14 protein-coding genes are annotated in these 26,730 nt (G+C 42.3%); 9 read left to right on the top strand and 5 right to left on the bottom strand.

What is annotated here, in order from left to right; translation table 11 throughout:
* Positions 1 to 172 precede the first annotated feature (172 nt).
* On the top strand, positions 173 to 1,996 hold the full coding sequence (glyS, locus tag BP621_RS08400) for a glycine--tRNA ligase (protein ID WP_292389116.1): 1,824 nt from the start codon (positions 173 to 175) through the stop codon (positions 1,994 to 1,996).
* A gap of 152 nt (positions 1,997 to 2,148) precedes the next feature.
* Positions 2,149 to 4,863, top strand: coding sequence for a DEAD/DEAH box helicase (locus BP621_RS08405; RefSeq protein WP_292389117.1), 2,715 nt, complete (start codon positions 2,149 to 2,151; stop codon positions 4,861 to 4,863).
* 242 nt (positions 4,864 to 5,105) lie between these two features.
* Here BP621_RS08405 and BP621_RS08410 read toward each other — a convergent pair whose 3' ends face one another.
* On the bottom strand, positions 5,106 to 5,795 hold the full coding sequence (locus BP621_RS08410; protein ID WP_292389118.1) for an Sjogren's syndrome/scleroderma autoantigen 1 family protein: 690 nt from the start codon (positions 5,793 to 5,795) through the stop codon (positions 5,106 to 5,108).
* A 278-nt stretch (positions 5,796 to 6,073) separates the two neighbouring features.
* Here BP621_RS08410 and BP621_RS08415 point away from each other — a divergent pair, with 278 nt between their 5' ends.
* The 5 genes from BP621_RS08415 to thsB all read left to right on the top strand — a co-directional run bounded on the left by BP621_RS08415 (position 6,074) and on the right by thsB (position 12,405).
* A complete protein-coding gene (locus BP621_RS08415) occupies positions 6,074 to 6,346 on the top strand; it encodes a UPF0147 family protein (RefSeq protein WP_292389119.1) in 273 nt (90 codons plus the stop codon).
* Between the two features lie 640 nt (positions 6,347 to 6,986).
* A complete protein-coding gene (locus BP621_RS08420; protein WP_292389121.1) occupies positions 6,987 to 7,622 on the top strand; it encodes a haloacid dehalogenase in 636 nt (211 codons plus the stop codon).
* 299 nt (positions 7,623 to 7,921) lie between these two features.
* Positions 7,922 to 9,541, top strand: coding sequence for an O-phosphoserine--tRNA ligase (gene sepS, locus BP621_RS08425; RefSeq protein ID WP_292389123.1), 1,620 nt, complete (start codon positions 7,922 to 7,924; stop codon positions 9,539 to 9,541).
* A 26-nt stretch (positions 9,542 to 9,567) separates the two neighbouring features.
* Positions 9,568 to 10,308: a DUF169 domain-containing protein gene (locus BP621_RS08430; protein WP_292389125.1), complete on the top strand. Its 741-nt coding sequence runs from the start codon at positions 9,568 to 9,570 to the stop codon at positions 10,306 to 10,308.
* Positions 10,309 to 10,734: 426 nt separating this feature from the next.
* Positions 10,735 to 12,405, top strand: coding sequence for a thermosome subunit beta (thsB, locus tag BP621_RS08435; RefSeq protein WP_292389126.1), 1,671 nt, complete (start codon positions 10,735 to 10,737; stop codon positions 12,403 to 12,405).
* A 278-nt stretch (positions 12,406 to 12,683) separates the two neighbouring features.
* Here the strand turns inward: thsB and BP621_RS08440 are convergent, their stop codons facing one another.
* Positions 12,684 to 13,805, bottom strand: a complete 1,122-nt coding sequence (locus BP621_RS08440; protein ID WP_292389127.1) for an ORC1-type DNA replication protein — start codon at positions 13,803 to 13,805, stop codon at positions 12,684 to 12,686.
* An 831-nt stretch (positions 13,806 to 14,636) separates the two neighbouring features.
* Here BP621_RS08440 and BP621_RS08445 point away from each other — a divergent pair.
* Positions 14,637 to 17,228, top strand: coding sequence for a CHAD domain-containing protein (locus tag BP621_RS08445; RefSeq protein ID WP_292389129.1), 2,592 nt, complete (start codon positions 14,637 to 14,639; stop codon positions 17,226 to 17,228).
* 146 nt (positions 17,229 to 17,374) lie between these two features.
* On the opposite strand, the gene BP621_RS08450 is transcribed toward BP621_RS08445, so the two are convergent.
* Complete coding sequence (locus BP621_RS08450) at positions 17,375 to 19,024, bottom strand: Ppx/GppA phosphatase family protein (RefSeq protein WP_292389130.1); 1,650 nt, start codon at positions 19,022 to 19,024, stop codon at positions 17,375 to 17,377.
* 717 nt (positions 19,025 to 19,741) lie between these two features.
* Between BP621_RS08450 and BP621_RS08455 the strand changes: the two genes are divergently transcribed.
* Positions 19,742 to 21,646 (top strand): PGF-pre-PGF domain-containing protein, encoded by a 1,905-nt coding sequence (locus BP621_RS08455; protein WP_292389131.1) that lies wholly within the window; start codon positions 19,742 to 19,744, stop codon positions 21,644 to 21,646.
* A gap of 183 nt (positions 21,647 to 21,829) precedes the next feature.
* On the opposite strand, the gene ppk1 is transcribed toward BP621_RS08455, so the two are convergent.
* Positions 21,830 to 24,016, bottom strand: coding sequence for a polyphosphate kinase 1 (ppk1, locus tag BP621_RS08460; RefSeq protein WP_292389209.1), 2,187 nt, complete (start codon positions 24,014 to 24,016; stop codon positions 21,830 to 21,832).
* 545 nt (positions 24,017 to 24,561) lie between these two features.
* Positions 24,562 to 26,721, bottom strand: coding sequence for an endonuclease MutS2 (locus BP621_RS08465; RefSeq protein ID WP_292389132.1), 2,160 nt, complete (start codon positions 26,719 to 26,721; stop codon positions 24,562 to 24,564).
* Positions 26,722 to 26,730: the final 9 nt, after the last annotated feature.

Consider the following 26,730-nt stretch of genomic DNA (forward strand, 5'->3'; position numbering starts at 1 on the left):
GATTTTTTCATCTACACTTTACAATCACATATATAAATCCAAAATCTCTTCAACTGACTTCGAGCAGTGCAAATTTAATATAATGAATGCCGTTATCCATCTATTATTTCGGATGAATCAAGGCTTTACAATTATCTGATATCCCCCAATCAATTTCACGAGGATTTATAATATGGACAAATACGAAAAAGTATTCGAGTTGGCTAAACGCCGGGGGTTCTTGTGGAACTCTTTTGAGCTGTATGGCGGAAGCCGAGGATTTTATGATTATGGGCCTCTTGGGAGCACGCTGAAGAGGCGAATTGAACAGACCTGGAGAGAGTTTTACGTTATCCAGGAAGGGTTTATGGAAATTGAGTGCCCGACAATTGGGATTGAAGATGTCTTTATCGCATCTGGACACGTGGGAGGCTTTTCTGATCCTCTGTGCGAGTGTATGAACTGTAAAGAAGCATTCCGGGCCGACCACCTTGTAGAAAACGTAATGGAAGCTGCAGGAACCCTGAGTGCAGAAGACCTCACCAAGGTTATAAAGGAAAACGATATCCGATGCCCGGAATGTGGTGGAGAATTCGGGGACGCCTACGAATTTAACTTGATGTTCAAAACCACAATCGGGCCCGGTACTGGAAGGCAGGGGTACCTCAGGCCGGAAACGGCGCAGGGTATGTTTGTAGATTTCCAGAGGCTGTCTCGATTCTATAGGGATAAGCTGCCTTTTGGGGCAGTGCAGATAGGAAAGTCCTACAGAAATGAAATCGCACCCAGACAAGGTGTAATAAGGCTCAGGGAATTCACGCAGGCCGAGTGTGAGATTTTTGTTGACCCGCGCAACAAGAAACATCCCAACTTCGAGCGTTTTGCAGACAAAGAACTTGTACTCTATTCCCAGAAGGGACAGGAGAAAGGCGAATCGTTCAGGATGACTGTGCGGGAAGCTGTAAAAGCTGGAGTTATTGCACACGAAGTCTTGGGTTACAATATTGCACTTACCAACGAGTTCCTGACAAAGGTTGGAATTGATCCTGCAAAACTCAGGTTTAGGCAGCATCTGAAAGACGAGATGGCGCATTACGCAATCGACTGCTGGGATGCCGAGATCGAGACCGATCGGTTTGGCTGGGTCGAGATCGTGGGAATTGCCGACAGAACGGACTACGACCTTAAAGCTCACGCACGGGTTAGCAAGACCGAACTTTACGTGTATGTCGAATACGACGAGCCGAAAATGGTAACTCGCTTTGTTGTAAAGCCGAACATGGGCAAGCTCGGCCCTGTCTTTAAGGGCAAAGCAAAAGCCGTTGCAGATGCCTTAAAACATCTGTCCGAAGAAGAGCTCTCAAAGGACGAGATCAAAGTTACTGTGGACGGAGAAGAGTTGACAGTCAGTTCGGATGCAGTTGGCTTTGCAGAAGAAACTGTTAAAGTCAGTGGAGAAAATGTCATCCCTCACGTAATCGAACCTTCCTATGGAATCGACAGGATCTTCTACGGTATCATGGAGCACGCCTATGATGAAGAAAATGTAGCTCAGAAGGTTGCCGAATCCGGGCTTAAAGGCTCAGAAGAAGCTGAAAAGGAAGCCGAGGCCGGAAAGAACGAAGGTGAAACTGAGGGAGAAGAGGAAGCTCGCCTTGTCATGCACTTCGCAAGCGCGGTTGCCCCGGTACAGGTTGCAGTCCTCCCGCTCCTGACCCGTAAAGAGCTTTCAGATCCTGCAAAGAATATTATTGTAAAACTCAGGGAAAAGACCCTGCTTGTCAATTATGATGATTCCGGAACCATCGGGCGCCGCTACAGGAGAAACGATGAAATCGGAACGCCTTACTGCGTTACTGTAGATTATGATACCCTCGAAGACGGGACTGTAACTATCAGGGACAGAGACTCCATGCGCCAGATCCGGGCTCCGGTCAAAGGGATCGAAAACGTGCTCTATGAACTTATTTACAGAGGCCGGGCTTTCGAATTCGCAGGCAAACCCTTTAACTTCTAAGATTTAAAAAATGGTAGTTCCTGAGCTGTGGGCTAAAAAGTCTGCAGCAAAGTTTTTGGTTTTTTATGTTTATTACAATTGCCTGAAATATTAGATAAATAAATCTGAAAATCTGAAATCGATTTATCTGAAATGAACGATCCTGAAGCAGAATGAACGAGAGTCTTTTTCCTGAGAAACCTGGGTTCATGAAGCACCCGCTGATAAAACCCGATACAGTTGAGCAGAGGCTATATCAGTTGAATCTTGCAGGAAAAGCCCTCGAAGGCTCAAGCCTCGTTGTGCTTCCTACAGGGCTTGGAAAAACCATTATAGCTCTTTTTGTAATTGTCTCCAGGCTTCAGCGCTTTGGAGGAAAAGCCCTGATTCTGTCTCCAACAAAACCGCTTGTAGAGCAGCATGCGGCTTTTTTCAAAAATGTAATGGCTCTTCCCGAAGAAAAGATTCTGGCTTTTACGGGCAGCATTGCGCCCGCAGAACGGGAAAAGCTCTGGGCTCAGGGGAAGGTCATAATCTCCACACCTCAGGTGATTGAGAATGATCTTCTTACAAAAAGAATCAACCTTGAGAATGTAAGCCACATAACCTTTGATGAAGCCCACAGGGCAGTCGGAAATTACGCTTATACTTTTATTGCGGAAAAGTACTTTGAGAGCGCAAAAAATCCCCATGTGCTCGGAATTACTGCAAGTCCTGGAAGCTCGGACGAAAAAATCTCTGAGGTCTGCCAGGCTTTACATGTTGAAAATGTCTCCGTAAAAACTGAAAAAGACAGAGATGTCCGCCCTTATGTGCAGGAAAAAGAGATAGAATGGTTTCAGGTCCAGCTTCCTTTAGAAATGGCTGAAATCCGGGGCTATTTGGAAAAAATCTTTGATGATCGGCTCAGAAATATAAGAGAGCTGGGTTTTTCTCCAGGCAGCGGGAAATACGTCTCCAAAAAAGATCTTTTGCTTCTCCAGAAGAAATTGCAGGGGGAAATCCGGGTAGGAGGTGACCCTGCGGTTTTTACTGCCATGTCTGTACTTGCCGAAATGTTAAAGGTGAACCATGCTGTGGAAATGGTTGAGACCCAGGGACTTGAGCCTCTCAGGAAGTACCTGGAGAAACTGGATGCTGAAGCCTCTTCAAGCAGTGCAAGCAAGGCTTCAAAAAGACTGATGGACGATCTCTACATGAGAAAAGCCCTTTACAGAGTAAAGGAATGCGAGGTTGAACATCCTAAACTCGAGCTTGCGCGGAAACTCGTATCCGAACAGCTAAAAGGAAGTCCTGATTCCAGGGTAATTGTTTTTACGAATTACAGGGACACTGCAGAGATAGTGGTAAATGCCCTTTCAGAAGTTCCAGGGATTGCCCCTACCCGGTTTGTTGGACAGGCTTCGCGCCGTAAGGATAAAGGACTTACGCAAAAACAACAGGTAGAAATTCTCGACAAATTCAGGGCAGGCGAATACAATGTACTTGTAGCTACCTCAGTTGCTGAAGAAGGACTTGATATCCCTTCTACGGACCTTGTATTATTCTACGAACCCATTCCTTCGGAAATTCGGAGCATCCAGCGTAAAGGCAGGACAGGCAGACAGCATAAAGGCAGAGTCATTATATTGGTGACAAAGGGGACACGCGACGAAGCCTATTACTGGAGCAGTAAGAGCAAGGAAAAAAGGATGCTAAACAGCATGCACGGGCTCGAAGCCCTTTTGGACCCTAAAAACTCAAAGCAGGGTTTGAAACTTTCAGACTTTGAGTCCAAAGCTTTTATTCCGAATTATATAGGAAATGAAGCTGAAAATGATATTAAAATAGGAAACAGATTAGAAAATGCAGATGTAATGCAGGAAAGCAGTGATCGGGCTGTAAATTTCAGCGATTTTTCAAATAGCAGAGATAAGGCTGCAAATACCAAAGATTTAACTTTAGACAGCGCTGGTTTAACTGTAGACAGCAGGGATATGGCTGCAGGCTCAGACTGCAACAGGGCAAATGAAGAAATTAATGAAGACAACTGTGGGATTGGGAAAGAAGGAAGGAAAGAAGACAGAAGCGGGAAAGAAAGTGAGGATGGGAAAGAACAAACGAATGAAGAGAAGAGAAGAGAAGAAAACCTAAAAGAAAGACAAAAAACCTTTGTTTATTTTGAAACTCTTTCTGGAAAGAAACCTGAACTTGGACCTGAAACTGCCTCAGAGGTATCCGAAACAGGAATCAAACCCGATTCCCTGAAAATGGTAGTTGATTTTAGGGAAGCAAAAAGCGGGGTTGCAAATGTTCTTGATAAGCTTGGAGTAGAAGTTATTTTTACTACGCTTGAAATTGGTGATTACGTTGTAAGCGACCGCCTCGCAGTGGAGAGAAAGCGCACAGACGACTTTGTAAATTCTCTTATTGATGGAAAGCGTAATCTCTTTGCGCAATTATCGAATCTTACAAGAGTATATGCAAAGCCTGTTCTTATCATTGAAGGAGCAGAACTTTTCACTTCCAGGCAAATTAATCCTAATGCCATTTACGGCTCCCTGGTATCCATTGCTATCGATTTTGGAGTTTCACTGCTATATTCAAGAGACGAGGAAGAGACCGCTGCAATTTTAAAAGTGCTTGCAAAGCGTGAGCAGATGGAAAATAAACGTGAAGTCAATCCTCACGGAAAAAAGTCAACCAGCACCCTTATTGAACAGCAAGAATATCTGGTCTCTTCGATCGCAGACATCGGGCCGAAAGCCGCAAGAAACCTTCTTTTGCACTTTGGTTCAGTAGAGGCTGTTATGAAAGCTGATGCCAAAGAACTCAAGGAGGTAAAATTAATAGGGCCAAAAAGAGCAACAAAAATTAGAGAGCTCCTCGAAGCTCCCTATAAAGGATAAGTGATGGGAAAAGCAATGAAAAAAGTCAAAATTCTCTAGACTTCTCCTTTTCTTCCCTTGATTGTTCTTTTCTCTCTTTATTTTTTGTTTTTCCTTATTTTCGTTATTTTTTGACTTCTTTTCCCTTTTTCATCATTTTTTCTTTGTCTCCTTTTTCTCCATCACCTTGTTCCTTTTTTCCTCTTTTTTCGTTACCTTTTGATTTTTTCCCTCTTCTCTTTCTTTTCTTTTTATACTTACTTTTATAACTGCTTCAGGCGCTCTATAAGCCCAAGCCCTTTTCCAATTAGTTCTAAATCTTCAGCAATCCTACGCGGGTCTGTTTCATCCTGAAGGGAATCTGCAATATTGACTATCTTTCTGAAGAGAAGGTCTTCCAGTAATTTCCGGTCTCTATGGACTCCGGCTACCTTTGATACTGCAGCTAGTTTTTCTGCTCTCTCTGAAGGTGCGGCCTGGGTCACAGGAACTGCAGGACCTCTAGGGGAAGAAACTGCAGAAATTCTAGGAACTGTAGAGGCTCTAGGAACTGCAGGAGCCCTGGGAACTGTAGAGGCTTTCCTTCCTGCCTCTTCAGAAGGTGATACGGGAACTTCCTCTTCAATAGGCTCGATAACTTTTTCCTCTTCGTCGGCAGTTTCAGAGGTTCTCAACCCGAATCTCGGTTTTTGTCTATGCGCCTGTACTCTCTTTTTAGTCTCAAGAGAAGACTTGTCTTTTTCTGTAGACGGCCCAGGCTCAGGAGCCTGGACTTCTGCGGCTGATTCCGGAGCTTCTCTCTCTTCCTGGACATCACATATAGGGCAGATTACTCTACCCTGATAACGAAATTTTGGAGCCCCGCAGACTTTACAATGTTCAGCAAGCATAGTGCCCCCCAGTTCAAGGAAACGTGCTATTCGCTTTACTTTTTTATCTTTTTCAGAATCCATAGATCTGACTTCCTTTGTTCACAGCTTCTTATGCATTTGCTTCTCACTTATTTTATAAAATTTTTCCTGTAGCTCGCTTTATATGAGACTAATTTATCTTGTGTAAATCAGAAAAATGAAACTCAGAAAAATGAAGCAAACACAGAATCACAATGGGAAGACCCCTAAAGCTGACGACTTTAAAAATCACCGATAATATTTTATATAACATGCCTGTCTTAGACTAATCTATATTAGCTCTAATTTTTATATCATAATTGACTGCGAAGGTGATTCGAATGTCATCAAATGAATCAGCAGAAGTTATAAAACAATGTCTTCAGGTCCTAGAAAATATAACCAGTGATTCTTCAGTTCCTAGAAATATCAGGCGTTCCGTGAATGAAATTATGGACATACTGAACAACGAGTCCGAACCTCTCTTTCTTAGAGCAGCATCAAGTATTTCCATTCTCGAAGATGTAAGCAATGATCCTAACCTTCCTCTACACACAAGAACTTTGATATGGAACCTCTCAAGCCAGCTCGAGACCATTCCTGTAGATGAATAATACAGACATAGATTCTTAAAATATAAAACAAAATTTATGCGGGAGCACAGGCTGATAATCGATAAGCTCCGAGAAAACATCTCTTGAGATGATCCTGTTAAAAAATCCCGAACTCTGACTAATTCTAAAAAAAGAACCGAAAGGTAACAACCTTACTATTCTATTAGCTACCTCTAGCTGATTTTGGAATTGTCTTCAGGAAGTTAGAGGATATCGACAAGGAAAAAACCTTTTTCCTTCTTTTTTATATCTTTTCTCAGGAACTGGACTAGACCTCTGGATCTTAAAATCGGATTATAAGTTGACTCAAGATATAAGATAAATGAATAGAAAAGAGTGGAAAAAGATAGAATGGAAAAATGATAGAGAAAAGGTAAAAATTTAAAGAATTTCAAACCTAGATGTAACTCGGACTATAATCGGACTATAAAAGAGGAAAATTTAAGGGATTCTAAATTCAGTCTATACAGGGAAAAAAAATTTATTTATAGACACCAGATATTTGAAGAGAATTTCTCAGACGAAATTTTAGAACTCTGGAAAATATATAAAAATTAATAATTATTTTAATTTTAAGCCAGAAATTAGTTTTTAGGCAGAAAAGTCAATCGTGTAAAGGCTGAGAAGCATTAAAGGGGGTATGAAAATCGTGCTTGAAGAAATTTCTGCCCGGATAGGAGAAAATTTTGAAGCCAAGGACAGTATAAGGGAAGAGGGATTGAAGACTTCCCGGGAAGTTGTCAGGGAATGCAGGACAGCATCATTTGCTCTGCACAGCCAGGACTTTAAAAAGGCAGATCGATGTATCAAAACCGCGAAACAAGCGCTTGAGAAACTTGAGGTTCTTTTCGAAGGGCATGCTGACATTTATTATGCAGGCTTTGTAGAACATGCCCAGCAGGAATATTCGGAGGTTTCAGTCCTCAGCAGCCTGCTGAAGGAAGAAGGAGAAAATATTCCTTCCCCTGAAGAGTTAAGAGTCGAATATGCAGCCTATCTTAACGGGCTTGGGGACGTTGTCGGAGAGCTTAGAAGGCATGTTCTGGACCTTATAAGGAAAGAATCCTTTGAGAAAGCCGAAGTGTTTTTAGGTATCATGGAAAATATCCATGCAGTGCTTATGGACTTTGACTACCCTGATGCCATAACCGGAGGACTGAGGCGAAAAACCGACGTATCCCGCTCCTTAATAGAAAAGACGCGCGGTGATGTTGTTAATGCAATTGGTCAGAAAAAGCTTGAGACTGCGATGCGAAATCTGGAGTCCAAACTTTAGATAGCCTTGGATAAAAGAATGCTTAAACATCAAGCAAATCAGCGCTTTTGAACCGCAAAAGTTAAAGTTAGTCTTAAAACGCAATCTACTGATATACAGCTCACCCGATAACTGTTAAATCGTTGATTATTTTAACAATTATCTAGCCGTCCGGTAGATTAACTGTTTAAACTTTGTAATTTAGAATTTCCAAGTTAATCAATTTAGGATTACAGTTGACAGCTTATAATTACAGTTAAGATTTAGAATTCCAATAAGACAGATTTAGAATTCCAATAATCTATTATAAGAGGATACGTATGAAATTTGATCCGGAAAAAATAAAAAGGGACGCTAAAGAGAACTTCGACCTTACCTGGAACGAGGGCAAAAAGCTGGTCAAGACATCTACCCTGAACGAACGTTATCCCAGGACTACTCTGAGATATGGAAAAGCCCATCCCGTTTACGATACTATCCAGAAACTCAGAGAAGCCTATTTAAGAATGGGCTTTGAAGAGATGATGAACCCTCTGATAGTGGATGATAAAGAGGTACACAAACAGTTCGGAAGCGAAGCTCTTGCAGTCCTGGATCGCTGTTTCTATCTTGCAGGTCTGCCAAGGCCAAACGTTGGAATTTCCGATGAGCGCACCGCAGAGGTAAAAGAGATTCTCGGAGATATAGGCGACGATGGGGTAGAAAAGATAAGACAGGTTCTCCATTCGTATAAAAAAGGAAAGATAGAAGGAGACGACCTTGTACCCGAGATTTCAGCAGTGCTTGGCGTTTCGGACGCTCTTGTTGCCGATATGCTTGACAAGGTTTTCCCGGAATTTAAAGAGCTTGTACCCCAGGCAAGCACAAAGACACTCCGCAGCCACATGACCAGCGGATGGTTCATTTCTCTCGGTGCCCTCCTTGAAAGACAAGAGCCTCCATTCCACTTCTTCTCTGTAGACCGCTGCTTCAGGCGAGAACAGCAGGAGGATGCCTCAAGACTCATGACCTATTATTCGGCTTCCTGCGTAATTATGGACGAAAACGTGACTGTTGACCACGGTAAAGCCGTTGCAGAAGGGCTCCTTTCCCAGTTTGGCTTTGAAAAATTCATTTTCAGGCCAGATGAGAAACGCAGCAAATACTACATTCCTGACACTCAGACCGAGGTATTTGCCTTCCACCCGAAACTTGTGGGCTCTAACTCAAAGTATTCGGATGGTTGGATCGAGGTTGCAACTTTTGGAATTTATTCTCCAACAGCCCTGGCACAGTACGATATTCCATATCCTGTAATGAATCTCGGGCTTGGAGTAGAAAGGCTGGCGATGATCCTTCACGATGCTCCAGATGTCCGCTCCCTTACCTACCCGCAGATTCCTCAGTATACCGAATGGGAAATGTCAGATGGTGAACTTGCAAAACAGGTTTTCGTAGACAAGATGCCTGAGACTCCAGAAGGGCTCGCAATTGCAGCCGCCATCGTTTCCCAGTGCGAGTTGCATGGAGAAGAACCAAGTCCTTGTGAATTTCCTGCCTGGGAAGGAGAAGTTTGCGGGAGGAAAGTAAAAGTTTCCGTAATCGAGCCTGAAGAAAATACAAAGCTTTGCGGACCTGCAGCTTTTAATGAGGTTGTAGCTTATCAGGGAGATATAATGGGAATTCCAAACATCAAGAAATGGCAAAAAGCCTTTGAGAACCATTCTGCAAGGGCAGGAATTCGTTTTATAGAAGCATTTGCAGCCCAGGCTGCTAGGGAAATTGAAGAAGCTGCCCTGTCAGGAGCAACTGAGCATATAGTCAGGGTAAGAATTACCAAAGTTCCCTCGGAAGTTAACCTGAGAATAGGCTCTGTTGCCCAGCGTTATATTACGGGCAAAAATAAAAAAATAGATATGAGGGGCCCAGTTTTCACATCTGTAAAAGCGGAATTCGTGTGAAGACCAGAAAAACAGGAGCACACTATATGCACGATCAAAGCCCTTTTTCAAAGTATCCAGAACTCAGCCGGCTGATGGAGACCGGCGAGCCTGTGTGTGTGACCTTCGAAACAGAGCACGAAATTGGGCGTAAAGTCGGGAGTAAAGCCGGGCATGAAATTGAAAAGAATATCGAGGGAGAAGCTGAGGAAAGAGTAGCTAATATAGGAGACGAAAGGTTTCCTGAAAAATCCCGTTTTCTTTTTTGTGAACTTGTGCAGAAAGCCCGTATGGGAGAAGAGTTCCTAATTTCGGGACAGAGCTGCTCTCCGGGAGATTATGTGCTTGGCTTTTCTGAAAAGAGCCCTGCTGCATACTACCAGAATTCCGGCAGATATAAAGACTCGCAGGCTGCAGAAAATGCAGCATTATCGCTCCCGAGATTGAAAAAAAAGTTTTGCGTTATAAGAGTAGAGCCCTTGTCCCTGAATAAAGGTAGTTTTGATGTGCTGATTCTTTTCCTGAAGCCCGAAAAGGCTATGCGTATTGTTCAGGCCAGTGCTTATTCCAAAGGGAAAAGAACAGTACTGGATACAATGGGCGCAGCTTCAATCTGCGGAGACTGTACCGTACTTGCATACAAGCAAGGTATGGGCCTATCTTTCGGGTGCAAGGGATCGAGAAAGCATAGCGGATATGAAGATTTTGAAGTTCCGCTTGGGCTTTCTTTTGAGAAAACAGCCGAAATAGAAGAGGCGCTTTCAACACTTCCGGAAACACGGGAGTAAGAAACATAATGCAAGTATTTCTGGTTTCCGAGAAAGAGTAAAGAACCTTGAAATTATTTCCTTTTATAGTGGCCAATCTTCCAGAAATTAGGAAGAAGCCGCATTCCAGAATGGATAAGCAACCTACTCTTTTAGAACTCGTTTAGTATGAAAGTGCTTTCAAGTACTTTCACTTATTTGTGCTCGTTATTCGGAGAATTTCATGTTCGATTTTTTTGAAAAATCTGCAACAGGATGCATGTGTTTATCTCCATTAAAAACCGGCACGAAATTGATTTATCCGGCTCTTATTTAAGAGAAGCAAATAAGTAAAATCCCTATTATCCAGAGCTACCAGTGGGATGAATTTATATAGAAGTACAAACATGTAAAATGCGATTTTAATTGCAGAGCTATTTCAAACTTACACTAATGGAGGATTAAATCATGGCAGGACAGCCAATATTCATTTTAAAAGAAGGAAGTAAACGAACCAGAGGCAGGGATGCCCAGAGTAACAATATCATGGCTGCAAAAGCAGTAGCTGAAGCAGTCAGAACAACCCTTGGTCCCAAGGGCATGGACAAAATGCTCGTGGACTCCATGGGCGATGTGGTTATTACAAACGACGGGGCAACCATCCTCAAAGAAATGGACATCGAACACCCTGCAGCAAAGATGGTAGTGGAAGTAGCCAAGACTCAGGATGAAGAAGTCGGCGATGGAACCACCAGTGCAGCTGTAGTCGCAGGGGAACTCTTAAAGAAAGCAGAGGACTTAATCGAGCAGGAGATCCACCCGACAATTATCGCATCAGGGTACAGGCTTGCAGCCGAAAAAGCCGTAGAAGTCCTGAACTCCCTTGCAATGACAGTAGAACTGTCCAACCGTGACCTGCTTGTCAGCATTGCTGAAACCGCAATGACTGGAAAAGGTGCAGAGTCCTCCAAAAAGCTCCTCTCAGGAATTGCCGTAGATGCTGTAACAAGTGTTGTAGACACAAACGGAAAAAACAGTGTTGACAGAGATAATATCAACGTTGTTAAGAAAGTCGGCGGTAAGGTAGAGGATTCCGAGCTTATTCGGGGCATGATCATTGATAAGGAAAGAATCCACCCCAACATGCCTGAAAAAGTTAAGGACGCAAAAATCATTCTTCTCAACAGTGCAATCGAACTCAAGGACACCGAAGTAGATGCAGAAATCTCTATAACCTCTCCTGACCAGCTCCAGTCCTTCCTTGACCAGGAAGAGCAGATGCTGAAGAAGATCGTCCAGAAAGTTATCGGCAGTGGAGCAAATGTTGTCTTCTGCCAGAAGGGAATTGAAGAGCTTGCCCAGCACTACCTTGCAAAAGCAGGTATCTTTGCTGTCCGCAGAGTTAAGAAGAGCGACATGGAAAAACTCGCAAGAGCAACAGGCGGCAAACTCATTACCAACATGGACGAAATCGCTCCCGAAGACCTCGGATACGCAGGACTCGTGGAAGAGAAAAAGGTTGGCGGCGACAACATGACCTTTGTCACAGGCTGCAACAACCCGAAGGCTGTAACAATCCTGCTGCGCGGCGGCACAGAGCATGTAGTTGACAGTATCACCAGTGCTCTTGAAGATGCCCTGCGTGTGGTTGGAGTTGCAATCGAGGACGGAAAGCTTGTTGCAGGCGGCGGTTCCCCTGAAGTTGAAGTTGCACTCAGGCTCCAGGAATACGCAGCAACCCTTGAAGGCAGAGAACAGCTTGCAGTCAAGGCCTATGCCGAAGCTCTCGAAGTTATTCCGAGAACTCTTGCAGAGAATGCAGGGCTTGACCCCATTGACATGCTCATGGAACTTCGTTCCCAGCATGAAAAGGGCGTAAAGACAGCAGGACTCGATGTTTTCGAAGGCAAAGTTGTTGACATGTGGGAAAACTTCGTAGTTGAGCCTCTCAGAGTCAAAACCCAGGTTATTAATGCAGCTACAGAATCTGCAGTTATGATCCTCAGGATCGACGATATTATAGCTTCTACCCGTACAGCCCCAGGCCCAGAAGAAATGGGCGGAATGCCAGGCGGAATGCCTCCAGGAATGGGTGGAATGCCTCCAGGAATGGGTGGAATGCCTCCAGGAATGATGTAATCCGGAGAAGTAACAAAACCATTTTGGGATAAACAGGAAAAGGCACGGTTTTCAAACCATGCCCTCCTTTTAGCCTTTAAAATTGAAGTCTGAAAAACTCTGTTCCGGTCTTTCACCGGAAATCCATGTGAATCTCCACGTAAATCTACTTTTTTCAGACTTTTTCAGGCTTTTTCAAGGTTATTTAGGCTATTTAGGTTTTTAGAATTCAGAAACACAGAGCTCCTTACCTAGCTTTTAGAGGATTTTGTACTCACCTCACTTTACAGACTTTGTACTCACTTCTTTTCAAGACAATTAAGAATATCCTCAGCTCTGAATTTTGTTTTTATAATTCTCGTCCTGCCTCTCTGACCCTTTCCGGTAAAGTCTGCATCTACGTAGTTAAGCACCTGGAGCTTGTTGACAATCCCATAAAAGCGAGTATATCCAAGCTGGGTTAATTCATGGAAGGACTTGTAAAGTTCACCTGCCTGGATTTCTCCTCTTTTTGCTATTAGCTCAAGCAGGTGTTTTTCAGGACCTGGCAGGAGGCTTATACCCCTACAGAGATGAAGCAGTTTGGATGCTTCGTAAGCTTTTTCCACATCTTCAGAAGATATTGTACGGCTGCCCCTGCGTTCGGCGTTAAAACCGGAACGTTTTAGAAGGTCAATTCCAACCCTGAGATCTCCGGTCCTTTCTACATACGAGACCACAAGTTCAAGTAACTCGTCAGAAATTACCTTCGGATAAAAGCCGTATTTTACGCGGTCTTTAAGAATATCAAGAATTTCGGTACTGCCGTATATCGGGAAAGGAATATCTTCAGGGAGGAAGACCGAATTCACCCTGGAATCCAGGCAGTAAAGGTCCGAGGCATCATTTACGATCCCGATTACCCCTATCTTTGTTCCGGGGTACTGCTCATGCGCCCTTAAAAGCGAGTACATTACCTCATTGGCATGCCCTTCATAGCAGAGATAATTGAGGTCATCCAGAGCAACAAGCAGAACCTTCTCGGAAGAGACAAGAAAATTAACAACGGTTTCAAAGATTTTCCTGAACGCAATTCCCGAATTGGGAGGAGAAATTCCAAAAAGCTTTCTGTAAATCCTGGACATTACCGCAAAGCGTGTAGAATCAATCTGGCAGTTGACTTTGACGGTAACGACACCAGTTGCATGGGCTTCAACTTCCCCGAATACCTTCATAACTGCACTGGTCTTTCCTGTTCCAGGAGGACCTACAAGCAAACAATTCAAAGGCCGCATACCGCGCAGGGCTGGCTTGAGTGCAAATCTGAGCCCATTCAATTGTGACTCCCTATGGGGGAAATATTCAGGGAGATAATCAGGCTCAAGCACCGACGGGTCCTTAAATAGGGTCTCATCCCAAAGTAGTATGTCATTACCTGTCAAAGGAAGTTACTCCAGAGGTTATTAATCTGTTATTACTAATAATTGAAAGCTCAGTAATATTGAAAGCTCAGTAATATGAAAGTTAGGGGCTATGAAAGTGTTTTTGGCTGGAACCTAGCTTTCCGATCTACAAAGATAGGAATAAGGCATTTCCACATTCTGAAATAAGCAATATCTAAGCAACCAAGCAAAATTTCACATGAATAAACTTTACTTAGTAAGAGAGATTCAGATCCAGTATTAATAACTAAATTTCTGATAAACCGGATTTGAGTATCCCCAAATGTTTTTTCTAAATTTTTAGTAGATATGTTTTACTGCATTTAGCTTTTTTGAATTGTTACTCAATAGAATTATTTCAGCCAAAAATAAAGAGATATTAATTCAAGTTATTAATTCGAGTTAATAATTCGATCTAATAATAAGAATAATGGCAAAAATCAGTAACAAGAACCAGTGATACGATTCAACTATACCAAGCAGGAATATGGAAAAGGCTAGTTTCCCAGATATTTTGTTTAATGAATTAGTCATTTTTAGTATAAATATCAAAAATGACTCAATAAGGAGATTCGAATATGATTAATTTGAAAACAACACATATTGATTAATTATAACAGATAAAAATAATAATATTAGATTTATTTATAAATATTTGAGCAGTAATTATGTAAAAGCAACTAAGAAAAATAGTTTAAAAAAATAACTCTGTCGAAATCCAATTATTTATAGCATCTTAATTAATTAAGTGCAGTTTTAAACATAAATTTACACATTAATTCAATAGTAATCCTTTAATTATAGGAAATAACGATAGGCTGGAAAGAGAGTATGGAAATAGAATCTAAATTTCTGGTAATGGAAGAGACGGATTTTCAGGCCCTTGAAAGCCTTTTAAAGCTTGCTTCATACTCTCTTTCGGAAGCGAAAATCCAGTTAAATGAGGATATTTTCTTTGATACTGAAAACCGGGCTATTATGGCTTCGGGCTACTACCTGAGGGTCAGGAAAGCGTATGGGGAAGACGGGAGCTGGGTAACCATTAAAAGCCTGGGAGGTTTCGAAGGCGGAACTCACAGGCGAGAAGAGTATGTAAGTTTCCTTCCTGAGGAAACCCCAGTGATCGAATGTCCTGATCCCCGTATTAGAAACCTGATTTTTGAATTTACGGCAGGGCTTGACCTCTTTCCGCTACTATCCCTCAAACAGAAAAGAGTGATTCGCCAGGTGAAGATGGGAGAAAAGCTTATAGCTGAGACTTACCTGGACCGCGTAAACCTGAAAAGTAAAGGCAGGGAAAAGCACTATAATGAGTTTGAAGTTGAGCTTAAAAGCAAAGGAAGCTCGGAAGATCTGGAGACTATCCGATTTTTCCTGCTCAAGCATTACAACCTAACAGAAAGCCCTTTTTCCAAATTCGAAAGAGCCTTTCTCTTCATGGAAAATCTTCCTGAGAAAGCCTTCCTTAGCCTAAGAGAAAGAGCTTTTTGTGCACAGCTTGCAGACCAGAAAAACGTATATGGAAAACAGGCTCAGATATTGATGGAAATTGATAAAGGAAAGAGCTGTGAAGAGCTTAGCCTATTTCTGAAAGTTTCTCAACCCGAGATAAGAGCCCTGCGCACAGAATTTAAAGAGAAAAGGCTTTCGATTTTTCCTTTTACAACCTATAAAGAAAAAGATACTAAATTCTACCTTCAGTTCGGAAAAAACTGTATTTTAAAAAAGGAAAAGAAAGTGTTAGAATTTAAGCAATGGGACCTTGAAAGCCTGCTTGAGTATTATGGAACAAATAAAAACCAGGCCGAAAAAAGCAGGGAATATGCTCTTACGCTTTTTGATGAGCTGTCTGTATGCCACGGATTGGGACAGGAAGAGAGAAAACTCCTTGAACTTGCCGCCTTCGTGAAGGATATCGGAAACTCTATTTTTCCTGTCGAAAGCGCACGTATGAGCAGGGAAATTCTTCTGACTCATCCCTTGAAAGGACTTAAGCTTCACGAAATTTTAACGCTCGCCCTTATCATTGAACTTCAGGATCTTTTTGTAAGCCCTTGTGTAAGCCAAAAAAATTTAATCTCAACTTTGAAAGATTTCCATACGAAGCTGCCTCCCGGTCTACAGAACAAAGCCCTGATGCTTGCAGCCATTATGTCAATTGCGGACCTTTTCCAATCTCTCGAAATCCGACCAAGAAAGGCAAAGCAACTTGAAAACTCTCTGGAGATAGAAATAACAGGGTCTGTAACTGAAAAAGCTGCAAAAAAGTTTGAGGCACAAAGTAAACTCTGGAAATATCTCTCCGGAAGCAAACTCCTGTTTTCTCAGGCTTCTGAGGAAGAAAAAGCTCTAATCGAGGAGAAATCCGAAACAAAGGAAACAGAAACAAAGAAACAGGCCGGAGAGGAGAAAAAACCAGAAAAAAAGAAATGCAGGCTGCGTGGAAAGGTAGCTGTCAAACCGACGGACTCTATGACCTGGGCTGCCTGCAGGATATTTTCCTATCAATTTTCCTGTATGCTCTCCCATGAAGAAGGAACCTTAAAAGGAAAAGAGATAGAAGAACTCCATGACATGAGGGTTGCAGTCAGCAGAATGAGAGCAGCAGCAAAGGTTTTTGAGGCTTATCTTGATTCCGAACAGTTTGAGCCTTACCTCAAAGGTCTCAAGAGAACGCTTGGTTCACTTGGGGAAATAAGGGATCTGGACGTTTTCCGCGAAAAAGCCGAAAAATACCTGAAAGCCCTGCCTCCTGGACATGAGCATGATCTGGACCCACTTTTTGCAGTGCTTACGGAAGAGCGAGAAAAAGCCAGGAAAAATATGCTTGATTATCTGGACAGTGAAAAATACAGAGCTTTCAAAAGAAATTTTTCAGACGCACTTGCCTCTCCTGAAACTCTGATTCTTCCTGCAACTAACAGAAAACATGATGCTTTGCCCCATAGGGTAAGGGAAGTGCTTCCTTCAATCCTCTATGCACGTTTAGCAGATATCAGAGCTTACTCCGAATGGGTGGAAGGGCCTTATCTTCCTGTTGAACGCCTGCACAGGCTCAGGATTGCAGCCAAAGGATTGCGTTATACCCTTGAATTCTTTGAGAACGTACTTGGAGAAGATGCAGAAACCCTGATCAAAGAACTTAAAACCTTCCAGGACCTGCTTGGAAACCTCCACGATACTGTAATTGCACTTGACCTGCTGGGTTCTTACCTGAGAACCGGGGAATGGGGTTCTACCGAGAGTGAAAAGGCTTCCGGGAAAAAGAAATTTTCCGAGGGTGCAGAAGGAATCGAAGCGTATCTCGCATACAGAGAAGAAGAACTCCAGACTCTCTTCAATGCCTTTCCCAATGCTTGGGGAAAGATATGCAATGGGAATTTCAGGGAAAAGATTGAAAAGGCAGTGAAAAAACTGTACTAATGCAGTAAACTGCTTTATAAATTTCTTTAGAGACACGTATTATGAATAAAGAATCTAAATAAGTTTTAATTGGATTTAAATAAGCTTTCTGAGCAAATTTCCTTCAAGTTTTTTGTAAATCTATTTCATATAAATAAATTGTTAACTTAATTTTTAGGGGACATTTCGACCTCTGGAAGTTCCTCAAGCTCAGCACCTCCTTCAAGGACTAAGGGAACCCCAGCATCCTGCTTTATAAGGACTTTAGATTGAAGATCGTATCCAAATATTTTCTTGAAGAATTTTTTCTGCTTCTCGACCTCCCAGATTTCAAGTTGGCACTCACGTTGAGCATGCATTTCAAGCACCAGGCTATCTGTAGAAGCTATGTAAAACCGGACATGAGAAATAATTCCATTGTGAGAACGGTCCAGACCTTCGGCAATGCGGATAAGTGCACTGAGAACTTTTATACTTTTTACTATGTCTTTATTAAGCCCGACGAGATTGGGATGTTTCTTTTTAGGCGTGTTTTTCCTGTGGAAATAAGCAAGATTCGCTATGATCTCTATTTCTTCAGGCTGGAAGCCCGGAAGACTGCTTTCTCGTATCAGATGATAAGCGTGGGCCTGATGAGTATCATATGATAAAAATGTCCCTATGTCGTGCAGGGTGGAACCATACTCAAGAAGTTCCCTTTCCCCTTCTCTGAACTTATAAATCCCAAGTGCCTGAATACTGTCAAAGAGTTCAAGGGCAAGTCTGGTAACGGTATGGGCATGTTCTTCATCGAAATTGCAGGTAAGCCCAAGCTGCATGATGCTGCGTTTTCTTACCGACATCTGCGTAATCATGTAGGAGAATTCACTCTTTGAGATATAGTCTACAAGCAGCCCCTCTCGAAGCCCGCGTTTACTTATCCTGATTTCGGAAAGCCCCAGTTCTTCCATAAAGGTCTCAATAATTGCAGCCCCTGAGATGATAATATCTGCTCTTTGTGCGTTGATTCCTGGGAACTTGCGCCTCTCTTCGAGGGATATGGAGCACATTGCCCTGACTATTTTCTTCAGGTCTTCATACTCTAGTTTCTCAAAACTCTCGCGAGCTGTTTTGCGCAGATAGACAAAAGCAATCCTGGCAAGATTTTCAATTGTTCCTGAGCTTCCAATTGAACAGCTTATATCGTACTCTGAAAGGTCTTTTGTTATATCCGTAAGCTTGTGCCGAATATGGGCTTTAATCTGCTCATACTGTTCCTCGGAAACAGGCCCTGTTTCGTCCGGTAGAAACATGTTTGTCAGCCTGACCGCTCCAAGGTTAAGGGAGTGAAGAAAATAACACTGAGTCTGGTCCCCTACCGATACTTCGGTGCTTCCGCCCCCGATATCTATGAACAGAGCTTTTAAATTCCCAAGCCTAAGCCCGCTTGAAACCCCAAGGTAAATGAGGCGAGCCTCTTCGGTTCCGGAAATTGTACAAACTTCCAGGTTTGCCTCCCTTTTCAGCATCTCGAGAAGCTGAACCTTATTGCTCGCATCTCGCATTGCCGAGGTAGCCACAGCTATGACCTCTTCTGCCCTGTAGGCCCTGGCAAGTTCCATGAACTTTTTACAGACAACAACTGCGCGTTCTATCGCTTTCGGCTGCAGAATCCTGTCTATGAATTCCCCATCCCCAAGCCGGACTGTTTCCTTCTGCTTGGTTAGGGGCAGGTAAGATCCATTGGGATTGATCCGGACCAGAAGAAGCCGGATCGAGTTAGTACCTATATCGATAAACGCAACAACTCTGCCTTCGGAGATTTTCTCGGGTTCCATTATTATCACCAGAAAGCCCTGTTTTTCGTTTTTCTCGAAGGAGTCGAGAAACTCAAAATAAGCTTCACAATACTAGTTCATATTTTTATTCTATTTGAGATTATTTAGTAGTGTACCGAAAGTTTGTAATCGTCATTATTTCCGCACATGCTATTTCCATATATTGGAGATGTTGATTATTTATACACATAATAAAGAAAGAGTATTAAGAGAGCTCTTTTTCAGGCTTTTTTCTGCATGTTAGTTATAGGGAAAAATCAAGCCATTTGATATTGAAAAAATGCATATAGATCTGTATTTAAAATGTTTTTGTATTTTATATCAAGGTCGCAGACAAGGACCCCAGTATTCATATAAACTATAGATGATTTGTGTTTATAGACACATTGGGGCTGCAAAAATTTAGTTTTTAATTTTATCTTTTTGTTGTTTTTGGGCAGTGTGTCGGTTTTTCATTAAAACTATAAATCTCAAGAAGTTATAATGTTATAAATTAGAGATAATTTATATTATAGACATATTGAGGCTGCAAAAATTTAGCTTTTAATTTTGTCTTTTTGTTGTTTTTGGGCAGTGTGTCGGTTTTTCATTAAAACCATAAATATCAAGAAGTTATGATGTAGCAATTCCATATAGGGAGGTCAATTTTCCCATAGTACACAAGAGCTTAACTTTAAATATACATCAAATTTGCGACACTGCCAAGGGAGGAGGCAAATGAAAATGGAAGCTCATTTTTTAAATTCTTTAATTTCGGTATTATTGATAATAGTAATAATTCCGGGATTAATACCCGGCATAGTATCTGCTGCAGATGAACAGTTTGAAGACGACGGAAATTCGACAAATAGTACACTAAACTCCAATCTTATACTGGAAAACCTCTCCACTGATCCTGACAATCCAAAGCCCGATAGCCAGGCAGTTATTAATTCATTAGTTAAGAACACGGGAAATGAAACTTCAGAGCCAACAAATATAACATATAAAATTGGTGAAAACGAAGAAAAAGAAAGAGTCCCAGCAATAGAGGCTGGATCAGAAAAATTAATTTCCCACAATTGGACAACTTCTAACAAGGAAGAAACTGTAACAATAAAGGCTTCTTTAGAAAATGTAGAAAACAGCGAGAAAGAAATCTCTGTGAAAATAGTACAGAAGTTACTTCCGGATTTGATAATTGAAGATCTGTATCCAGAATCATCAACACAACCTGAAGCCGGAAAACCTTTGAATTTTACCCTGAAAATAAAGAACGTGGGGGGGGCAACTGCTAATAATAGTACTGCAAAATACAGTTTTAACGGAGCTTCAGAAGGAGAAATTTCTATCCCTGAACTTTCAGCGGGGGCAAACACAAGTGAAGGATTTTCGTTTACCCCTGGAAATGAAGAAAACATCAGTGTAACAGCGGTCGCAGATTCCGGGAATATCATTAATGAAAGTAATGAAGATAATAATAAAATATCAAAAGTCATAAATATAAAACGTGAACTTCCGGACCTGAAAATAGAGTCGATTTCTCTGAGTCCTGAAGAACCGCACCCTGGGGAGAATATAACATTTACGGTAACAGTTAAAAATAATGGTTCTGCAGCTGCGGGGAACAGCGAAATTAAGTATGATGTCAAGGGAAACAATGAAAATTATACGGGAGTTATATCGATACCAGCCCTTGCAGCAGGTGAAGCCAGAGCAGGCACTTTTTTCTGGACTCCTAGAAACGAAGGGCAAATTGAAGTAAAAGCAATCGTGGATGCAGGAAATGTCGTATCCGAAAGTGATGAAAACAATAATGGACTCACAAAAAACGCAACCGTATATAAAGAAACAGTTTCAAGCGATGACGGAGGAAGTGGAAGTTCAGGGCCCTCCAGCATCGATTCAGGAAGTAAGAGTTCAGGGTCCTCCAGCAGCAGTTCAGGAGGTGCCAGTCTTTCTAAAGAACCAGTAAACAACGTAGATGCAAAGGAGCTTTCCACCAGGAACGTTCTAAGTGGTTATCACGTCAAGTTCGATTTTCTGGAAGGTGCCACATGCATTACATATATCGAATTCGACCCGATAAAGACATTAAAGAGGACAACGACAATTGTAGAAGTACTCAAAGCTAAATCTGCTTTTGTCTCAGGACTCCCTTCTGGTAAGATATATAAGCATGTGAATATCTGGGTAGGGAATAATGGAGCAGGAGTCGCTGATTATTTTAAAAATGGAATTATAGAGTTCAAAGTTGAAAAGGCATGGCTTGATGAGAATAATGTTAATCAGTCCGAGATAACTCTTCAATGGTACAATGAAGGCTGGCAGCCTCTTTATACTGAAAAAGTTAAAGAAGACACGAATTACGTTTATTTTAAATCAGAAACATCTGGCTTCTCCTGCTTTGCAATAACCAATTATTCCGCAGATGAGGAAAACGTATCGGTAGCCAGTGGACAAGGAAAGAAGGAAACTTTAATAAACTTGGACGGTGGAGAAAAAACGAGTACCCATAACGGAAGCGCAGAGAAGGACAGCGAAACCAAAAACCCTATGGGGAAGGCCAAAATATTTATGGCAATTTCTCTGCCCCTGTTCTTGATTCTTATAGAGTACTTTGTGATGAAGAAAAAGATCTAAAAAACTTTTTCTTTATGTTTTATTTTGAAAGTGTGCATGGATTGTTGAAACCATAAACAGAAGACCAATTTTATAATTGAGTCAACTGCTGGAGATGTGCTTGCTTTTTCGTAATTGATCAATGACTCACAGAAACAACCAGATAAAGAGCAGCAAAGAAATAGAAAGAAGAAATTCTCTTTTTCAGCCTTTCTTAGGGCACAAATCCCAGCTTCTGCTATTCTCAAGCATCCATAACTGAGAATCCAGTTCTTCTTCTTCGGGCTGCGGGTAGATCCTTTCAGTCTTGCCGTTAGGGAGCAACAGGCGAGCTTTTACGTTATCTTTCAGGTGAATGCCAAGGATTACATCCCTTACGACAGGAATATACTCGGAAGATATGGGAAAGAGGATTTCTACCCTGTTATCCAGATTGCGCGGCATGAGATCGGCGCTTCCCATAAAGATCTCTTCTTTTCCTCCGTTCCTAAAATAATATATCCTGGAATGTTCGAGAAAACGGCCAACTATCGAGGTAACCCTGATATTTTCACTTAGCCCGAAAATGCCTGGCCTGAGGCAGCAAATTCCCCGGACAAGAAGGTCTACTTTTACTCCGGCCTGGGAAGCCCTGTAGAGTTCTCGGATGCACTGGTAGTCCACGAGGGAATTCATCTTGAAGATCAGGTGCCCATTCCCACATTTCTCATGCAGGTCGATTTCACGCCTGATGCGCTCCAAAATCTGATGCCTTAGAGTCTGAGGAGCTACAAGGAGTTTGATATAATGGTCCTTTCTCGAATATCCGGTAAGGGCATTAAAAAGGTCTGAGACATCCTTGCCTATGAATGGGTCACTTGTCAGATACCCCTGATCGGTATACAGCTTTCCTGTGACAGCATTATAGTTTCCTGTGCTCATGTGCACATAATACCTGATGCCTTCTTTTTCGGCCCTGACCACCAGGCACATTTTGGCGTGGGTCTTAAGCCCTGGGAAGCCATAAGCTACATGAACCCCTTTACGCTCAAGTTCCTTTGCCCAACCTATGTTGTTCTCCTCATCAAAGCGGGCTTTAAGTTCCACCAGAACCGCTAGCTGTTTTTTCCGGTCCGCAGCCTTCATAAGGGCCTGAATAATTCTGGAATTGTCATCCACCCTGTATAAGGTCATTTTGATTGCCAGAACATCAGGATCGTCGGTAGCCTCTTCCACGAAATCTATTACCGATTCGAAACTGTCGTAAGGATGGTAGAGAAGAATATCTCGTTTTCTCAGAACCGAAAAAATTTTCTCTCTGTTAGCCAACTGAGAATGTTTTTTCGGCTCGAAGAGCTCATATTTAAGTTCAGGGCGGTTAATCTGTGCAAGCTTAATGAGACTTGAGAGCCCCAGAGGAGCTGCAGACCTGAACATAAGGGAAGTGGTAAGATCCAGGTTCTTAAGAAGAATATCAGAGACCCTTGAGGGCATTGTATAATCGGCCTCAAGTCTGACAACCGACCCAAAATAGTTCCTGCCGACTCTCTGCTTTACAGCGGTAAGAAGGTCTTTATCTCCATCCTCATCAAATCCAAGGTCTGCATCACGTGTGATTCTGAAAGGATAGGCTCCCAGGATGCGCTGTCCGGGAAACAGGAGGTCAAGGTTTGCAGCAATAAGCTGTTCGAGCCAGACAAAACGCCCTTTTTTCAGCTCTTCCAGGCTGGAAGTTATTCTCTCCTGGTCACCTTCAGGAACAACTATTAGTCGCGTGAACATTGGAGGGATCTTAACCCTGGCAAAACGTTCCCCGTAGTCCGGATCATCAATTAATACTGCAAGGTTAAGGCTGAGGTTGGAAATATGAGGGAAAGGGTGCCCTGAATCAAAACCGAGAGGAGTAAGTAGAGGGAAAATATTTCTCTCGAAATAATCTCTCAACTTTTCTCTTTCCTTCCCTGAAAGCTCAAAGTAATTGAGAACTTTAATTCCTTTTTCCCTGAGAGCAGGCTCAAGCATTTCATTCCAGCAACTGTCATTGAGAGGAAGCTGCCTGAGAAGTTCTTCCCGAATGATACGAAGCTGTTCCTGCGCAAGCTCATCTGTCCGGTCATCTTTCATAGCTTCCACTATTCTTTTCTGGACGCCTGAAACCCTGACCATGAAAAACTCATCAAGGTTACTTCCAAAGATCGAAAGAAACTTGACTCTTTCAAGCAGAGGATTGCGATCATCAAAAGCCTCTTCGAGTACCCTGTCATTGAACTGAAGCCAGCTGTACTCACGGTCCGTATATAAACATGGATCGCTGAGGTCAGGCATACCGGAAACTTCTACCCTAGTTTCTTTAACATTATCCATAATCAGCCTATCAAAATCTGCACACTGAATGGGGAAGTTCCGCTCCATTACTATCACGCGTGACCTGGGTTTTGCATTTATTCCTGTTCGTCTTTAAAAATAATGACAGATCTGAAGATAGAATCTCTATAGATCTCATAATTCAATTTCATTACCTGATTGTCACCCGGTTTTACTGGGTTGAAAATAAGATATCCCCCGGGTTCATTCAAACAACTTAATATAGTTAACCTTAGAGAAATTTTTCCTTGATAACATCAACCCTATTAGCCGATTAGAGTTTTGAGTCCTTTGCATATGGGAGCGCAACATCCATATTAAGTTATCGGACATGCATTGACACCAACGCATATATAAACTTTTGTATTGACCGGATTTAAGGGCTCTACGAAGTCTCAGCCAACTCACTACTATTTATTAGTATATAGAACTAAAGATTTATAATATTATCTCTTAAAGCCGATTATTGACAAAAACAAAAAAAAGATGCCACAGGTAAAAAGGAAAAAAAGTGCAGAAAGATTGCCAAAAAAGATTGGAAGCTTATAAGTAAACTCTCTGTTAATATATTTGGGAAGTACATTTAAGGTTCTTTAAAAATTTATTTTTGATCCGGTTTTAAACTTATCTTTTAAATGCGAATAAAACTCTTGCTCTTTTCCAGTGGTTTTTCTGAGCAGCCGTTCAACAATCAGCTCGGGAGTGCTCCGGGCAATACGGTTGTATATAGGATTCCGGTTTACGATCAGTTCCAGGTGGGAGTCCAGACCATCGGCCTCAATTCCATCCACTCTTACCTCCGTTCCGGTATTTTCAAGAATGAGTTCCGAAAGATGGGAAACAAAAATCCCAAGACTCTGTTCATTTCTGGACAGATATTCAAGAATTCCTGCTATAATTCGCGCAGAGGCGCCAGGTTCAGTGATCGATTCCAGTTCGTCTGCAAGCACAAGTTTTTCTGAGGCTTCGGAGAGCACTGAGAATTGCTTGAGGGTAGTCTCGAAAGCTCCTGCATCGAGAGTTCCTTTCGATTTCCCAAAATAGTAGAATTCCTCTACAGGCCCGAGTTCAAGTTTTTTTGCAGGAACAGGAAAGCCCATATATCCAAGAATTACGCACTGGGCAAGGAGCTCGAGCAGGGAAGTCTTGCCCCCTGAGTTTACTCCACTCAAAAGTACAACCCTGTTTTCCATGCCTTCCGGGGAAAAACCAGTTTTTCCGATTGAATAACTAATAGGATCGATTTCTCCATACCGGGCTTTTAAAAAGAGGTTTTCTCCGCCTGTAAAACCTATTCCGGCTTCAAGAATCAGTTCTGGCAGGTTAAGCTGGAACTTTGCCGAAAAACAGGCTATTGAAAAGCCCAGATCAAAATCCAGGACTTTCCTGACAAGCTTTTCTACAGACTGGTGAAAAGTTGAGAGCTTTTTTGCAAGTTCCCTTTTTCGGGCAAGCCTTGTTTTCTCAAGGGTATTGTTCAACTTTTGCCTGAGAAGCTTCAGCTGGGATTGATCTGCATAGAGAGGGTAGGAAACTTCATCAGGAAAAAGTGAGTCGAGCATTAGTTTTTCTTGCTTTTGAAGCCCTAGCTTTTCAGCAAGTTCTTCTTTGATGGCTCCAATCTCATCTTTATAGATTCTATTAAGTTCCTTTGTAAGCAGGTCTTTAATCTCCATTCCACCGCTCACAAGCCTGACGAGCTCCTGCCCGCTCAGAGTAAGCGAACTTGCCTCAAGAGTTTGGTTCATGCGATGGTTAGCCTCATTCAGAGCTGAAGTCAATGCAGGGTCCAGGTTTTGCAGGGCTGCTCCGAGCCTGTCAAGTTCAGGGTCAAAACCTTCAACAGGCTTTCCATCCTCACCAAGTTTTGAGAGGGCGGTCTCAAGTATATCAAGCTTCTCTTTTGAAAGCTCCTCAAAAAGCTCAAAGTTCCCGGAGCGGAGAGCCGATACGATATTCAGGCAGGAGCGGATGCAATCTAGATTCCGCGCAAAAAACGCCAGTTCTTTTTCAGGCAAAACCTGCCAGAATTCAACTCTGGAAAGGTCTTGGAAATATTCGGGTTCAATGTCTTCAGGCAGATCAAAGCCAAGATAAGTATCATCAAACACAATAACACTGGAATAACCCCTTGCAAGATCCACGAATTCCGAGAGGTTTTCTACGGCATGGGCAGACAAAAAGTCCTGGAACTTTTCTTTAGCTGCTTCCAGAATTTTTGAGTCTCCGCAGAGGATTATCCGGTCTCTAACTTTCAGGTTCCCAGGCACTGGCCTGAGTTCACTGACTCTCGTAAGCAATTTCAGAAATTCGGAATTCTCGGGGAAGGCATTTCCCAGTTCAAGGTAATCTCTTACGAAAGCCTGTCTCTCCTGAATAAGATCCATACGCGAGGCAGGTAAGGGGTAAAAAAGGTTTAACTTATCCCTGGCGTGCGTCGTATGGGCAAAACTTTTTATCAGCTCAAGCAGGCGGGAATAAAGATCCAGGGCTTCTTTTGTCTTGAGAAAATCGGAAATTGAGCAACCTTCAGCCCTGGACCTAGCATACCTGGCAAGAGAAAGGGCAAAATTGCGGCTGATGCCGTTGACTTCAGAAAGCGAAGCTATATCTCCCTCACAGATAGCCTGAAGAGCCGCTTCTTCAGTTCCGAAATGCTCAATTAGCCTATCGGCTACCCTTTCACCGATTCCATGAATTTCCCGCAGGCTTGAGAGTGACTGAGAAGTTTTCATACCCAAAATGCTTTTCATATGCAAGAT

Origin of the sequence: Methanosarcina sp. UBA5, assembly GCF_002505485.1 — an archaeon.
Lineage (GTDB): Archaea > Halobacteriota > Methanosarcinia > Methanosarcinales > Methanosarcinaceae > Methanosarcina.

Excerpts from the sequence above, each read along its gene's own strand:
- BP621_RS08455 (WP_292389131.1), top strand. The coding sequence starts at position 19,742 with ATGAAAATGGAAGCTCATTTTTTAAATTCTTTAATTTCGGTATTATTG.
- thsB (WP_292389126.1), top strand. The coding sequence starts at position 10,735 with ATGGCAGGACAGCCAATATTCATTTTAAAAGAAGGAAGTAAACGAACC.
- BP621_RS08415 (WP_292389119.1), top strand. The coding sequence starts at position 6,074 with ATGTCATCAAATGAATCAGCAGAAGTTATAAAACAATGTCTTCAGGTC.
- BP621_RS08465 (WP_292389132.1), bottom strand. The coding sequence starts at position 26,721 with ATGAAAAGCATTTTGGGTATGAAAACTTCTCAGTCACTCTCAAGCCTG.
- BP621_RS08410 (WP_292389118.1), bottom strand. The coding sequence starts at position 5,795 with ATGGATTCTGAAAAAGATAAAAAAGTAAAGCGAATAGCACGTTTCCTT.
- ppk1 (WP_292389209.1), bottom strand. The coding sequence starts at position 24,016 with ATGGAGCGGAACTTCCCCATTCAGTGTGCAGATTTTGATAGGCTGATT.
- BP621_RS08420 (WP_292389121.1), top strand. The coding sequence starts at position 6,987 with ATGAAAATCGTGCTTGAAGAAATTTCTGCCCGGATAGGAGAAAATTTT.
- BP621_RS08445 (WP_292389129.1), top strand. The coding sequence starts at position 14,637 with ATGGAAATAGAATCTAAATTTCTGGTAATGGAAGAGACGGATTTTCAG.
- sepS (WP_292389123.1), top strand. The coding sequence starts at position 7,922 with ATGAAATTTGATCCGGAAAAAATAAAAAGGGACGCTAAAGAGAACTTC.
- BP621_RS08430 (WP_292389125.1), top strand. The coding sequence starts at position 9,568 with ATGCACGATCAAAGCCCTTTTTCAAAGTATCCAGAACTCAGCCGGCTG.
- glyS (WP_292389116.1), top strand. The coding sequence starts at position 173 with ATGGACAAATACGAAAAAGTATTCGAGTTGGCTAAACGCCGGGGGTTC.
- BP621_RS08405 (WP_292389117.1), top strand. The coding sequence starts at position 2,149 with ATGAACGAGAGTCTTTTTCCTGAGAAACCTGGGTTCATGAAGCACCCG.
- BP621_RS08450 (WP_292389130.1), bottom strand. The coding sequence starts at position 19,024 with ATGGAACCCGAGAAAATCTCCGAAGGCAGAGTTGTTGCGTTTATCGAT.